This is a genomic window from Actinomycetota bacterium (assembly GCA_030774015.1).
Lineage (GTDB): Bacteria > Actinomycetota > UBA4738 > UBA4738 > JACQTL01 > JALYLZ01.
The window spans coordinates 100,441-113,232 of the sequence record JALYLZ010000026.1; the positions used below are offsets into that span (position 1 = coordinate 100,441).

15 protein-coding genes are annotated in these 12,792 nt (G+C 71.6%); 8 read left to right on the forward strand and 7 right to left on the reverse strand.

Annotated features, from left to right (window positions below; all coding sequences use genetic code 11):
• Positions 1-9: 9 nt before the first annotated feature.
• Positions 10-1,539 (reverse strand): histidine ammonia-lyase, encoded by a 1,530-nt coding sequence (gene hutH / locus M3Q23_02120; GenBank protein ID MDP9340908.1) that lies wholly within the window; start codon positions 1,537-1,539, stop codon positions 10-12.
• 132 nt (positions 1,540-1,671) lie between these two features.
• Between hutH and M3Q23_02125 the strand changes: the two genes are divergently transcribed.
• On the forward strand, positions 1,672-2,994 hold the full coding sequence (locus M3Q23_02125) for an amidohydrolase (GenBank protein ID MDP9340909.1): 1,323 nt from the start codon (positions 1,672-1,674) through the stop codon (positions 2,992-2,994).
• 76 nt (positions 2,995-3,070) lie between these two features.
• On the opposite strand, the gene M3Q23_02130 is transcribed toward M3Q23_02125, so the two are convergent.
• Complete coding sequence (locus tag M3Q23_02130; GenBank protein MDP9340910.1) at positions 3,071-3,259, reverse strand: hypothetical protein; 189 nt, start codon at positions 3,257-3,259, stop codon at positions 3,071-3,073.
• 32 nt (positions 3,260-3,291) lie between these two features.
• Entirely contained in the window at positions 3,292-4,944 is a 1,653-nt protein-coding gene (gene hutU, locus M3Q23_02135) for a urocanate hydratase (GenBank protein ID MDP9340911.1), read from the reverse strand.
• A gap of 111 nt (positions 4,945-5,055) precedes the next feature.
• Here hutU and M3Q23_02140 point away from each other — a divergent pair, with 111 nt between their 5' ends.
• The 7 genes from M3Q23_02140 (at position 5,056) to M3Q23_02170 (ending at position 11,378) form a co-directional block, all read left to right on the forward strand.
• Positions 5,056-6,162 carry a PQQ-dependent sugar dehydrogenase gene (locus tag M3Q23_02140; protein ID MDP9340912.1) on the forward strand — a complete coding sequence of 369 codons (1,107 nt, stop codon included), beginning with the start codon at positions 5,056-5,058 and terminating at the stop codon, positions 6,160-6,162.
• A gap of 106 nt (positions 6,163-6,268) precedes the next feature.
• Positions 6,269-7,648, forward strand: coding sequence for a cystathionine beta-synthase (locus tag M3Q23_02145; protein ID MDP9340913.1), 1,380 nt, complete (start codon positions 6,269-6,271; stop codon positions 7,646-7,648).
• Positions 7,645-8,526, forward strand: a complete 882-nt coding sequence (locus M3Q23_02150; protein MDP9340914.1) for a DUF429 domain-containing protein — start codon at positions 7,645-7,647, stop codon at positions 8,524-8,526. Before M3Q23_02145 ends, M3Q23_02150 begins: the two co-directional genes overlap by 4 nt.
• A complete protein-coding gene (locus M3Q23_02155; GenBank protein ID MDP9340915.1) occupies positions 8,499-9,683 on the forward strand; it encodes a cystathionine gamma-synthase in 1,185 nt (394 codons plus the stop codon). The genes M3Q23_02150 and M3Q23_02155 overlap by 28 nt, the downstream gene beginning before the upstream one ends.
• A gap of 32 nt (positions 9,684-9,715) precedes the next feature.
• Positions 9,716-10,288 carry a hypothetical protein gene (locus M3Q23_02160; protein ID MDP9340916.1) on the forward strand — a complete coding sequence of 191 codons (573 nt, stop codon included), beginning with the start codon at positions 9,716-9,718 and terminating at the stop codon, positions 10,286-10,288.
• Between the two features lie 30 nt (positions 10,289-10,318).
• Positions 10,319-10,927 carry a TetR/AcrR family transcriptional regulator gene (locus M3Q23_02165; protein MDP9340917.1) on the forward strand — a complete coding sequence of 203 codons (609 nt, stop codon included), beginning with the start codon at positions 10,319-10,321 and terminating at the stop codon, positions 10,925-10,927.
• 16 nt (positions 10,928-10,943) lie between these two features.
• Positions 10,944-11,378, forward strand: a complete 435-nt coding sequence (locus tag M3Q23_02170) for a chromate resistance protein (GenBank protein ID MDP9340918.1) — start codon at positions 10,944-10,946, stop codon at positions 11,376-11,378.
• Positions 11,379-11,391: 13 nt separating this feature from the next.
• Here the strand turns inward: M3Q23_02170 and M3Q23_02175 are convergent, their stop codons facing one another.
• From M3Q23_02175 to M3Q23_02190, 4 genes are all read right to left on the reverse strand, one after another.
• Positions 11,392-11,556: a DUF4177 domain-containing protein gene (locus tag M3Q23_02175; GenBank protein MDP9340919.1), complete on the reverse strand. Its 165-nt coding sequence runs from the start codon at positions 11,554-11,556 to the stop codon at positions 11,392-11,394.
• Positions 11,553-12,008: a CoA-binding protein gene (locus M3Q23_02180; protein ID MDP9340920.1), complete on the reverse strand. Its 456-nt coding sequence runs from the start codon at positions 12,006-12,008 to the stop codon at positions 11,553-11,555. Before M3Q23_02180 ends, M3Q23_02175 begins: the two co-directional genes overlap by 4 nt.
• Entirely contained in the window at positions 12,005-12,598 is a 594-nt protein-coding gene (locus tag M3Q23_02185) for a CoA pyrophosphatase (GenBank protein MDP9340921.1), read from the reverse strand. Before M3Q23_02185 ends, M3Q23_02180 begins: the two co-directional genes overlap by 4 nt.
• A 52-nt stretch (positions 12,599-12,650) precedes the next feature.
• On the reverse strand, positions 12,651-12,792 hold a 142-nt coding region (locus tag M3Q23_02190; GenBank protein ID MDP9340922.1), incomplete at its 5' end, for an SDR family oxidoreductase.

Here is a 12,792-nt window from a genome sequence, read left to right on the forward strand (position 1 = left end):
CCGCCGGCCCTACGCCAGCGCCCCGACGGCCTCCTCCACCGCGGTCACCAGCCCTCCTTCCCGGACCAGCTCGACGATCGCCGCGATGTCGAGGCGGATCTCGCGATCCCGTTCCAGGAACGGCACCACCTCGCGCACGGCCGCCAGGGCGGCCGACGAGCCGGCCCCCGGACGCAATGGACCGCGCAGGTCGAGCCCCTGCGCGGCACCCAGCACTTCGAGCGCCACCACCGTCTCGGCGTTCGCCACGCACTCCCGGGCGTGCCGTGCGGAGGTCATGCCCATGCTCACGTGGTCCTCCTGGCCGGCCGACGAGGTGATCGAGTCGATCGAGGCAGGATGGGCCAGCGACTTGCTCTCCGACACCAGCGACGCCGCCGTGTACTGGGCCAGCATGAACCCCGAGTTCAGCCCGCTCTCCTGGACCAGGAACGCCGGCAGCCCGTTCGAAAGCGCCGGGTCCAGCAGCCGGAACAGCCGCCGTTCCGAGATGCTCGACACGGTCACCACGCCGAGGGCCAGGGAATCGAGCGCCACCGCCACCGGCTGGCCGTGGAAGTTCCCTCCGGACAGCACGTCGCCGGTCTCGGCGAACACGACCGGGTTGTCCGAGACGGAGCTCATCTCGCGCTCCAGCACCTCGCGGCAGAACGACAGGACGTCCCGCATCGCCCCGTGGACCTGGGGGGCGCAGCGCAGCGAGTACGCGTCCTGGACGAGGTGCCCCGACTCCCGGTGCGAGGCGATGATCTCGCTGTCCGCCGTCAACCGGCGAAGGTTCGCCGCCGACGCCGCCTGGCCCGGGTGCGGCCGCAGCTGCTGGAGGCGCTCGTCGAAGGCGCGGTTCGTCCCCAGCGCGGCCTCCACGCTCATGGCCGCGGCGATGTCAGCCGCCTTGGCCAGGGAGACGGCCCGGGCGACCGCCAGCACGCCGATGGCCAGCATGCCCTGGGTCCCGTTGACGAGCGCCAGCCCCTCCTTGGCCTGGAGCGTCAGCGGCTCGAGGCCGGCCTCCCCGAGCACGTCTGCGGCACGACGGTTCCCGCCACCCTCCGCCAGGAACTCGCCCTGCCCGAGCAGCGGCAGGGCCAGATGGGCCAGCGGCGCCAGGTCCCCCGACGCCCCCAGCGACCCCTGCTGCGGAACCGCGGGGATGAGGTCGCGGTTCAGCATCTCGATCATGCGGTGCGCGATCTCGGGCCGAACCCCCGAACGTCCCAGGGCCAGCACGTGGGCGCGGAGCAGGAGCATGGCCCGAGCCTCCGGGCGCGACAGCGGAGGCCCGACCGCGGTGGCGTGCGACTGCACGATGTCGTGCTGGAGCCTGGCGGCCTGCTCGGGAGCGATGCGCACGGTGGCCAGGCTTCCGATGCCCGTCGTCACGCCGTAGACAGTGTCGCCGGCGGCCACCCGTTCCTCGACCACCGCTCGCGATGCCCGCATGCGCGCCTCGGCGCCCGAGGAAAGCTCGACCGTCTCGCCGCGGGCCACGGCGACGACGTCCGCGATCGAGAGGGTCCCACCCACCTGTACCGGCACGCTGAGGCGCAAGGCTAGGCGCACCCCGACCACGGGGCAACCGAACGTGCCGGGCGGGCGAACGACGGTCCGCGGGCGGAGGCTCTGATATAAGGCTGGCGTGACCCTCGTCGGCGAAAGGCTCGTACAGCCGTGACCCTCGTCCGCGCCGAGCTCGTGTTCGCCCGGGACCGCTGGGAGCGGCGGCACGGGTTCGTGATGCAGGGAGGCCGCATCCTGGCCACCGGCGACCCGGGCGAGCTGGCCGAGGAGTTCCCCGATCACGAACGTGACGACTGGGGCGACGTGGCCGTCGTCCCCGGATGCGTCAACGCCCACGCGCACTCGTTCCAGGCGCTGCTGCGGGGGTTCGGGGACGACCTGTCCTTCCTGCGGTGGCGCGACCGCGTCCTGTATCCGTTCTCCGAGCGGCTGGACCGCGACGCCATCCGCGTGGGGGCGCTGTTCGACTTCGCCGAGATGCTTCGGGCCGGCATCACCACCGTGGTGGACTTCTTCTACCTCCACGACCGGGGGAACGAGAACGACCTCGCCGTGATCGACGCGGCCGAGGAAGTGGGCCTCCGGATCGTGCTGGCGCGCTCGATGTACGACTGGGCCGGCGCGCCGAAGCGCTACCAGGAGACGCCGGACCTGGCCGTCCGCAACGCGCGGGCGCTGCACGACGCCGTTCGCGGGAACCCCCGGGCGTTCGTCCAGCCCGCGCCCCACTCCATCCACGGGGCCAGCCCCGAGATGATCCAGGCCGGGGCGGCGCTGGCCGAGGAGCTCGACACGCCGTTCCACATCCACGTCGCCGAGGGCCGGTACGAGCGCGAGATGTCGATCGAACGCCACGGGGTGACACCGGTCCGCTTCCTCGATTCGCTCGGCGTGCTGTCGCCGCGCACGCTGATGGTGCACTGCGTGTGGGTGGACGAGGAGGACCTCGCCGTCATCGCCGAGCGCGGCGCCCGCGTGGTGCACAACCCCTCGGCGAACGCGTTCCTGGGCGACGGCATCGCGCCGTTCCGTCGGATGCTGTCCCGCCAGATCCCCGTTGCCCTGGGAACCGACGGGGGATGCACGAACAGCCGGCAGAGCATCTTCGAGGAGATGCGCATGGCCGCGCTGCTGGCGAAGGCGGTGGAGGCCGACGCCGAGGCCGTCCGGGCGGAGGACGTCCTGCTGGCGGGCACGGCTCGGGGCGGCGAGGCGCTCGGCCTGCCCCTCGGCCGGATCGCGCCCGAGCACGCCGCCGACCTGGTGGTCCTGGACCTCCAGTCGCTGTCCCTCCAGCCCACGGCGACCGCCCCGAAGCAGGTCGTCTACGCCATGCAGCCCGACGCCATCCAGCGCGTGATCGTGGGGGGCGAGACCGTGGTCGAGCAAGGCCACCTGCTCCGAACCGACCCCGCCGGGATCGTGGCCAGGGTGGGCGAGGTGACGAAGGGCTGGGAGCTGCCCCCGGCCTGAGGACCTGGCCCGTGTCGAAGGTCCGAAGCGCTCGCAGGACAGCTTCCTGATCTCGTGCTGGCGCCGCCCGACAGGACTACTCGGGGGGAACGATCAGGTAGCGCTTCTCCCCGTCGTCCCACACCACGGGCACGATGTCCCCGCCGGGCGAGTCGTCGACGGCGACCATGTGGCCGTCGCGAACCTCGAGGTGCATCTCCCTTCGGTCGCCGACTTCCACCACTTCATCGAGGAAGTCCCGAAAACCCGCATCGATCGGCACCACCGTGCTCGACTCCTCTCACGGTTCGCGCCAGGCTACTCCAGCCAGGGGAGGCGGACGCCGCGCTCCCTGGCCACCTCCAGGGCTCGGTCGTATCCGGCGTCGGCGTGGCGGACCACGCCCATGCCGGGGTCGGTCGTCAGCACGCGCTGCAGGCGACCCGCGGCCTCGTCCGTTCCGTCGGCCACCACGACCATCCCGGCGTGGATCGAGTAGCCGATGCCCACGCCGCCCCCGTGGTGCACGCTCACCCAGTGCGCTCCGGCGGCCGTGTTCACCAGCGCGTTCAGGATCGGCCAGTCGGCGATGGCGTCGGAGCCGTCGCGCATGCCTTCGGTCTCCCTGAACGGCGACGCCACGCTTCCGGCGTCCAGGTGGTCCCGCCCGATCACGATCGGCGCGGACACATCGCCGCTCGCCACCATCTCGTTGAACCGAAGCCCGGCCCGGGTCCGCTCCCCGTACCCCAGCCAGCAGATCCGGGCGGGCAGCCCCTGGAACGCCACCCGCTCCTCCGCCATCCGCAGCCAGCGGTGGAGCCGCTCATCTGAAGGAAACAGCTCGGCCACCGCCCGGTCGGTGGCCAGGATGTCCTCGGGGTCACCCGACAGGGCGGCCCACCGGAAAGGCCCTTTCCCCTCGCAGAACAGGGGCCGGATGAAGTTCGGGACGAACCCCTGGTAGTCGTACGCCCGCGAGTAACCGCCGGCCTCCGCGCCGGCCCGGAGGTTGTTGCCGTAGTCGAACACCACGGCACCCTGCTCCTGGAATCCCACCATGGCCTCCACCTGCCTGGCCATGGACTGGTGAGCCCGCCGGACGTAGTCGTCCCGGTCGGTCTGGCGAAGCAGCTCGGCCTCCTCCAGGGACAGCCCGGCGGGCACGTACCCGTCCAGCGGATCGTGCGCCGAGGTCTGGTCGGTGACCACGTCGGGACGGAAGCCGCGCCGCAACAGGTCCGGGTGCGTGTCCGCGGCGTTCCCGAGGAGGCCGATCGACACGGCCTCGCCGGCGGAACGCGCCTCCTCCACCCACCGCAGGGCCTCGTCCAGCGAGTCGGTCTCCCGGTCCAGGTACCCCGCCTTCATCCGGCGCTCGATGCGTGAGGGGTCGACATCCACACACAGGGCCACGCCCTCGTTCATGGTGACGGCCAGCGGCTGGGCTCCGCCCATCCCGCCGAGGCCGGCCGTCAGCACCACCCGGCCCCGCAGCGTGCCGTCGAAGTGCTGGGCCGCGCATTCCCCCAGGGTCTCGAAGGTTCCCTGGAGGATGCCCTGGGTCCCGATGTAGATCCAGGACCCGGCGGTCATCTGGCCGTACATGGTCAGGCCGGCCCGCTCCAGCTCCCAGAACGTCTCCCAGTCCGCCCACTTCGGGACCAGCATCGCGTTGGAGATCAGGACCCGCGGCGCCAGCGCGTGCGTGCGGAACACGGCCACCGGCTTCCCCGACTGCACCAGGAGGGTCTCGTCGTCCTCCAGCTCGCGAAGGGTCCGCACGATGGCGTCGAACGCTTCCCAGGACCGGGCGGCCTTGCCCGTCCCCCCGTACACGATGAGGTCCTGGGGCCGCTCGGCCACGTCGGGGTCGAGGTTGTTCATCAACATGCGCAGCGCGGCCTCCTGCGGCCACCCCTTGCACGTGAGCGTGGTCCCTCGGGGAGCGCGTATCTCTCGACCGGTCATGGCGTCCTCGCGTTTCGGCGTGGGGTCGTTCCCTTGGAGATGGTAGCCGCACCGGATCGGGGAAGCCGAACTACGATGGGCGCTCGGCCTCGGCGCCATCCTGGCCACATCGTGCGAAGGCTCGCAGCGCTCCTCCTCGTTCCGCTGGCGGTCCTCCCGGTGGCGCCCGCGCCCGCCCCCGCACGGCCAGCCTCGTCCGTCGCCGCGAAGGTTGTGGCCAAGGTCGTGGCGAACGACCTGGCCTTCCCCGCCGCATTCACGCTCGGCCCCGACGGCGCGATCTGGTACGGCGAGCGCTTCACCGGCCGGATCCGGGTGATCGGGCCCAAGCGCGGCAGCAACCGCGTGTTCTTCCGGATCCCGGACGTGGTCGGCGCGGGAGAGCAGGGGCTCCTCGGCCTGGCCCTGCACCCGGAGTTCCCGGGCGCACCGCTCGTGTATGCGTACGTCACGCGCACCGTGCACGGCCACGAGCGAGACCAGATCGTGCGGATCCGGGACCAAGGGGGCCACGGCATGGACATGCACGTGATCTGGAGCTCGCCCACCACCGCGGGCGTGTATCACGACGGCGGGCGCATCGAGTTCGGGCCCGACGGCATGCTGTACGCGGTCCAGGGCGAGGCCCACGACGCCTCGAATTCCCAGGACCTCTCGAACGACGCCGGGAAGATCCTCCGGATGACCCCGGGAGGGAAGCCCGCGCCCGGGAACCCGTTCGCGGACAGTCGGATCCTCGCGTACGGCATCCGGAACTCGTTCGGATTCGACTTCGATCCCCGAACCGGGCGGCTGTGGGAGACGGAGAACGGGCCGTCCTGCAACGACGAGCTGAACCGGATCGTGGCCGGCCGGAACTACGGCTGGGGCTCTCACCAGACCTGCTCGACCCCGCCCGACCCGCCCCGGAACACGAACCAGGACGGGCCCACGCCGGTGCTGCCGAAGCGGTGGTACACGCCCGTGATCGCCCCAACCGGAGCGGTGTTCTGCCAGCGGTGCGGGCTGGGCCCGGCCAGCCTGGGACGCCTGTTCTTCGGCGCGTACGACACCGGCCAGGTCCGTCGGGTCACGCTCACCGAGGATCGCCTCGGGGTGATCCGCCAGACGGTGGTGTACGTCCACGGCGAGGGCGTGCTCTCGATGGAGGCCGGACCCGACGGCCGGCTGTACTTCAGCGACAGCCACGCCATCTACCGGCTGGTGCTGTCGTCGTAGCGGAACGGAGCGAGGACGCCGGCGGACCCGGCCGGGAAACGCACTCGCCGCGCGGCCCGCCGGTCGGGGAGAATGGGCGCAGCCTGGCCACGGGGAGGACGCTGCGATGGAGGTCATGGATTCGTTCCTGGACGCGACGGGCGACACGCCGCTCGTCCGCCTCCGCCGCGTGGCCCAGGGGGTCCTCCCCACCATCCTGGCCAAGCTGGAGATGCTGAACCCGGGCGGCAGCGTGAAGGACCGCATCGGCAGTCGCATGATCGAGGCCGCGGAGCGGGAGGGCATGCTGAAGCCCGGCGGCACCATCGTCGAGCCGACGTCCGGCAACACCGGCCACGGCCTGGCCATCGCCGCGGCCATCAAGGGCTACAAGTGCATCTTCGTGATGCCCGACAAGATGAGCCAGGAGAAGGTCGCGCTGCTCCGCGCGTACGGCGCGGAGGTCGTGATCACCCCCACCGCCGTGGCCCCCGAGTCGCCGGAGTCCTACTACCGGGTGGCCGACCGCCTGACCGAGGAGATCCCGGGCGCCTTCCAGCCGAACCAGTACTTCAACCAGGTGAACCCGCAGACGCACTACGAGACCACCGGACCCGAGATCTGGCGCCAGACCGACGGCCGCGTCGACGTGTTGGTCGTGGGCGTCGGCACCGGCGGCACCGTCACGGGAACCGCCAGATACCTGAAGGAGCAGAACCCGGACCTGCTGGTGGTGGGGGCCGACCCGGAGGGATCGCTGTTCTCCGCCCCGCAGGATCCGGCCCGGCCGTACCTGGTGGAAGGGATCGGCGAGGACTTCTGGCCGGAGACGTTCGACCCTTCCGTGGTGGACCGCTACGTGCGCGTGTCGGACCGCGACTCCTTCCTGACGGCCCGCGCCATCACCCGGCAGGAGGGCATCCTGGTGGGCGGCTCGTCGGGGACGGCGATGTGGGCAGCCCTTCAGGTGGCCCGCGACCTCCCGGAGGACAGCCTGATGGTGGTGATCTTCCCCGACACCGGCCGCAACTACCTGTCGAAGCTGTACTCGGACACGTGGATGCTCCAGTACGGATTCCAGGAACGCCCCGAGGTCGTCCACGTCGAGGAGGTGCTGGCGTCGAAGCCGGCGGGGCTCCCGGCGCTCATCACCATCGGGGCGCACGAGAAGGTCCGCCAGGCCATCGAACGGCTCCAGGAGCACGGCATCTCCCAGGCCCCGGTGGTTCGCGAGGAGGCCACCGACGTGACCGCGTTCGTGGGGTCGATCCAGGAACGCGGGCTGCTGGACCGGATCTTCCGGGACCCCGACGCGCTCCAGCACGACGTCGCCGAGGTCATGGGGCCGCCCCATCCGATGGTGGAGGTGGACGACCCGGTCGAGGTCGCCTTCGAATCGCTCCAGGGGTCTCCTGCGGTGCTGGTGGCCAAGGGCGGCCACGTGCTGGGCGTGCTGACCCGGGCGGACCTCCTGGAGTTCCTGGCCCACCGCCAGCGGACGCCGTGACGCCGCAGCCGCTCCAGTCCCTCGGCGTCGACGTCGGCGTCACGAAGGGGCTCGACCTGGTGCTCCTGGACGAGGAACGACGGCCGCTGGAATGCCGACGCCGGGTTCGGGTCGAGGAGCTCGGGCCGGCCCTGGTGGAGCTCCGTCCGGACGTCGTGGCCATCGACGCGCCACCGGCGTGGGGCACCGGCGGGGGCTCGCGGCTTACGGAGCGCGAGCTGCGGAGGTTCGGCATCCAGTCCTACGGGACGCCGTCCGACCCGCGCAAGGGCGAGAACACCTTCTACTCGTGGATGAAGGTGGGGTTCGCCGTGTTCGCCTGCGCCGGGGAGTCGGGCTACGCCAGGTACGCGAGCGGACCGGTGCGGGGCACCGCGATCGAGGTCTTCCCGCACGCCAGCGCGGTGGTCCTGGCCGGATGCCTCCCGCCGCCGGAGGTCAACAAGCGCGCGTTCCGGGAGGACGTGCTGCGCGCGCAAGGGGTACCGGTGGACGGGCTGCGCTCGCCGGACCAGGTCGACGCCGCGCTTGCGGCCCTGACGGGGTTGCTGGCGCTGGGGGGACGCCGAACGCACCTCGGCGACCCGAAAGAGGGCGTGATCGTGCTCCCGTCCGCGACGCTGCCGGCCCGACCGTACCGCCGGTGCCAGCGGGAGCGCCAGGCCGGGCGCAAGGACGGCGAGGCCCAGCTGCACTTCCCGGGGCTGGCTCGGTGTGCGTGCGGCGACCCCGCCTGCCGGGCCAGCACGGCCCGCGAGTTCGCGCCGGGGCACGACGCCAAACGCAAGTCCGCGCTGTGGAGCCTGGCCCGATCCGGCCAGGAAGCCGTCGACGAGCTGAGGAGACGAGGATGGGAGCTTCCCCCCGAGATGAGGTAGGCGCGGGCGACCGGGATGCGAGCGGCGACGGCTGGCGGTTCGAGACGCGGGCCATCCACGCCGGCCAGGACCCCGAACCCGAGTATGGCGCCGTCAACGTCCCGATCTACCAGACCTCCACGTACGCCCAGGAGGCCGTGGGAAAGCCCAAGCGCTTCGACTACGCACGGGCCGGAAACCCGACCCGTGAGGCGCTCCAGGAGGCGCTGGCCTCGCTGGAAGGAGGCCGGCACGCGTTCTCGTTCTCGTCCGGTATGGGTGCGGAGACCACCCTGCTCCTGCTGCTGAAGCCGGGCGACCACGTGGTGATGGCAGACGACGTCTACGGCGGCACGTACCGCCTGCTGACCCGGGTGCTGGGCCCGTGGGGCCTCGAGCTCGACACCGTCGACATGACCGATCTCGACGCCGTGGAGAGGGCCGTCCGGGAGGAGACGCGAGTGGTGTGGGTGGAAACGCCCAGCAACCCGCTGCTGAAGGTGGTCGACATCCGGGCCGCCGCCGAGATCGCGCACCGGGCCGAGGCATGGTGTGTGGTCGATAACACGTTCGCCACGCCGTATCTCCAGCGGCCCCTCGAGCTGGGGGCGGACGTCGTCGTGCACTCCGTGACCAAGTACCTGGGCGGGCACTCCGACCTCGTGAACGGGGCCCTGGTGCTGAACGACGACGAGATCGCGGAGCGCCTCGGGTTCCTGCTGAACGCCGTGGGAGCGGTGCCGGGGCCCATGGACTGCTACCTGGCGCTGCGGGGCGTGAAGACCCTCGCCGTCCGCATGCAGGCCCACTGCCGCGGCGCGGCGCGAGTGGCCGAGTTCCTGTCCACGCATCCGGCGGTCACCCGCGTGCTCTACCCGGGGCTCCCGGAGCATCCCGGCCACGACGTCGCGGCGAAGCAGATGGCCGATTACGGCGGCATGGTCTCCTTCGAGGTCTCGTCGGCCGACGAGGCGGTGCGCGTGGCCGAGCGGACCAGGCTGTTCTTCCTGGCCGAATCGCTGGGCGGGGTCGAGTCGCTGATCGAGGTCCCCGCCCCGATGACCCACGCCAGCGTGGCGGGCTCGCCCCTGGAGGTCCCCCCCAACCTCATCCGCCTCTCCGTCGGCCTCGAGCATCCCGACGACCTGATCAAGGACCTCGCCCGGGCCCTCGACTGAAGGGCGAAGGGCCTACCATCGCGGGGGATTCCATGACTCGGGCACGCCATTCGCGGCCGCGTCGCCGCGCCTTCTCGGTCCGGGCCCGGCTCCGGCGGCGCCGGCTGGGCCGCGAGCTGGTGGCCATGGCCCGGACCGACCAGGAGGCGCGGCGCGACTGGCGGGACGACCCGGAGCAGGCTGAACGCGTGGAGCGGCTCGATCGCCACCACACCGAACGGCTGCGTGAGCTGATCGACCGCTTCGGCTGGCCGGGCCCCGAAGTGGCCGGCGTTGCGGGCTCGCAGGCGGCGTGGCTGCTGGTCCAGCACGCCGACCACGACCCCGAGTTCCAGCGGCGATGCCTGGGGCTGCTGGAGGACGCGGTGGCCCGGGACGAGGCCGAGCCGCGCCAGGTGGCGTTCCTCACCGATCGCGTGCGGATCCACGAGGGACAGCTCCAGCGATTCGGAACGCAGCTCCGGTTGGAGGAGGGCCGCCTCCGGCCCATCCCCATCGAGGATCCCGACGGCGTGGACGAGCGGCGACGGTCGGCCGGCCTGGGCCCTCTCGACGACTACCTCCGGGACACGGAGCGGTCCTACGGGCTCCTGCCATCCGACTGATGGCCCGCCCCCGCACTACACTCACGAACCGTGACGGTCCAGGCCCAGCGCCGGCGAGTGGCCAAGGCTCCCGACGAGCGGCGGGAGGACCTCCTGGCGGCGGCGCGGACCGTCTTCCGCGCCAAGGGCATCTCCATCGCCACGGTCTCCGACGTCACCGAGGAGGCCGGCGTTGCCAAGGGCACGTTCTACCTCTACTTCGATTCCAAGGAAGCGCTGCTCGGCGCGCTGAAGGAGCGGTTCGTGGACGACCTCATCGCCCGGGCCACGGCGCTGTACTGGCGGGTGGGCCGGGACGACTGGTGGGCGCTGGCGGACGTCACCGTGGAGAGCCTGATCGACTTCATGGTGGAACACGCGGACCTCATCCAGGTCTTCGCGCAGGACAGCCTCACCCCCGGGAGCACCCAGATCTTCGCGGAAGCCGAGCGCAAGCTCCGGAACATGTTCGCCGCCGGCATCAAGGCGGGCATGGAGGCCGGCACGTTCCGCGACACCGATCCCGTGCTCACCGCGACCTTCCTGAACCACGCCATCCACGGAACCGTCGAGCAGGCCATCCTGTACGAGGGCGGAGTGGACCGGGACCGGGTGGTGGGCGGGGCCAAGGAGCTCATGCGCCGCGTCCTGGCACCGTAAGGAAGGGCCTCCCGCGATGAAGTGGGTGACCAGGGCCCGTCCCAAGACCGACCGCATCGCCTGTCCCTGGCTGATCCGCCGGTTCATCGACCCGGAGGCTGAGATCCTGTACGTGCCGCCCGAGCAGGTGCTCGACGTGGCGTCGCGGGAAGGGGCCCGGTCCTTCGACGCACGGGACGCCGAGTTCACCCATCGCGACGGGCTGTGCACGTTCGAGGTCCTGATCGAGGAATTCGGCCTCGGCACGGACTCCGCGCTGGCCCGGCTGGCCGCGATCGTGCACGCCGCCGACGTCGAGGCCGACCTGGACTCCGACCCGCTCGGGCCGGGCCTGCTGGCCATCGGGGTGGGCGGGCTGGATGTCGAGGCGGACGATCACCGCCTGCTGGAGCAAGGCTCGTTCGTGTACGACGCGCTGTACGCGTGGTGTCGGCGCCAGGTCGCCGTCTGAGCCTCGTCCGGGCCTAGGGAACGGGGCGCTTCAGGTACGCGACCAGCGAGCGTCCGCCCTGGGGATTCTCGATCTGGAGGACGGTCACCAGCTCCCAGCCGTCCTGGCCGAAGCTGTTCAGGATCTCCCCGGGGTTGTGCTCGAACAGGGGCGCCACGAAGTACTCCCACCTGGTCATCGACCCGCACCCTCCTCCTCGAGCCGGACCGCCACGTCGTGGATGCACACGCCCATCACGACGTCCAGGCCCGCATCCTCGGCGATCCGGCGCGCCTCGTCGTTGATGATCCCGCTCTGGAGCCACAGAACCTTCGCGCCGGCCGCCACGGCGTCCCGGGCCACGTCGGGCGTGTACTCGGGCCGCCGGAAGACGTCCACCACGTCGACGGCCTCGGGCACCTCCCGCAGCGACGGGTAGCTCTTCTCGCCCAGGACCTCGCGTTCGTTGGGATTCACGGGCACCACCCGGTAGCCCTTGGACTGGAGGTACGCGGCGATGCGATACGAGGCGCGCCGGGGGTCGGACGACAGGCCCACGACGGCAACGGTCCGGGCGTTCCCCAGGAGCGCGCGGAGCTCCCGATCGCTGGGGGCGTACGGCACGGCCTCTCGGGCGGGCTGGGCGGTCATGGCGACTCCTGTCGATCCTTTTGATCCCACATCCGGTACACCTCCAGGAACTCGTGGAGCATCCGGCCGGTCGCTCCCCAGATGACGTGCCCGTCCACCTCGTAGACGAACCCCCGCCAGGTCTGGCCCTCGCGGGTCCACTCCACCTCCGCCTCCACCTCGTCCAGCACCCGAACGGGGACGCGGAAGACCTCCGCGATCTCGTCGGGGTTGGGCGTCAGGGTGGGCGCCTCCTCCAGCGCGCCGACGAACGCCGTCACCCAGAACCCCGTGGTGTAGGTCGAGATCGGCTCCAGCGCGCCCAGGACCTCCACCGCGTGTGGGGACAGGCCGAGCTCCTCCTCGGCCTCCCTGAGGGCGGTGGCCAGCAGATCGCCGTCCCCCGCGTCGTGCATGCCGCCGGGAAACGAGATCTCGCCCGGATGCCGCCGCAAATCGGCCGTCCGCCGGGTGAAGATGACCTCCGGCTCCTCGCCCTCGACCAGGGGGACCAGCACCGCGGCGGGCCGGCCGGGCCCCGGCGCGGCGCTGCCTCGGGCCGGGTGCAGCGACGAGCGGAGCCGCTCGCGAAGGGCATCGGAAGTACGCATGGGGACTCCATCCATGGTAGCCGAGGGGCGGCGATTGCCTCTCGGCAGCGGGTCAGAACAACCCCTGGAGCAGCCCACCGTCCACGGACAGCATCGCCCCGGTCACGTAGGAGGCGCGTTCGGACGCCAGGAACGCCACGACGTCGCCGAGCTCGGGCGGCTGGCCCAGGCGGCCCATGGGAACGGCGGCGGCC

Bases quoted from the DNA above. Each gene is read 5' to 3' on its own strand.
- hutU (MDP9340911.1), bottom strand. From the start codon at position 4,944: ATGACCGGTCGAGAGATACGCGCTCCCCGAGGGACCACGCTCACGTGC.
- M3Q23_02145 (MDP9340913.1), top strand. From the start codon at position 6,269: ATGGAGGTCATGGATTCGTTCCTGGACGCGACGGGCGACACGCCGCTC.
- M3Q23_02155 (MDP9340915.1), top strand. From the start codon at position 8,499: ATGGGAGCTTCCCCCCGAGATGAGGTAGGCGCGGGCGACCGGGATGCG.
- M3Q23_02160 (MDP9340916.1), top strand. From the start codon at position 9,716: ATGACTCGGGCACGCCATTCGCGGCCGCGTCGCCGCGCCTTCTCGGTC.
- M3Q23_02170 (MDP9340918.1), top strand. From the start codon at position 10,944: ATGAAGTGGGTGACCAGGGCCCGTCCCAAGACCGACCGCATCGCCTGT.
- M3Q23_02175 (MDP9340919.1), bottom strand. From the start codon at position 11,556: ATGACCAGGTGGGAGTACTTCGTGGCGCCCCTGTTCGAGCACAACCCC.
- M3Q23_02180 (MDP9340920.1), bottom strand. From the start codon at position 12,008: ATGACCGCCCAGCCCGCCCGAGAGGCCGTGCCGTACGCCCCCAGCGAT.
- M3Q23_02185 (MDP9340921.1), bottom strand. From the start codon at position 12,598: ATGCGTACTTCCGATGCCCTTCGCGAGCGGCTCCGCTCGTCGCTGCAC.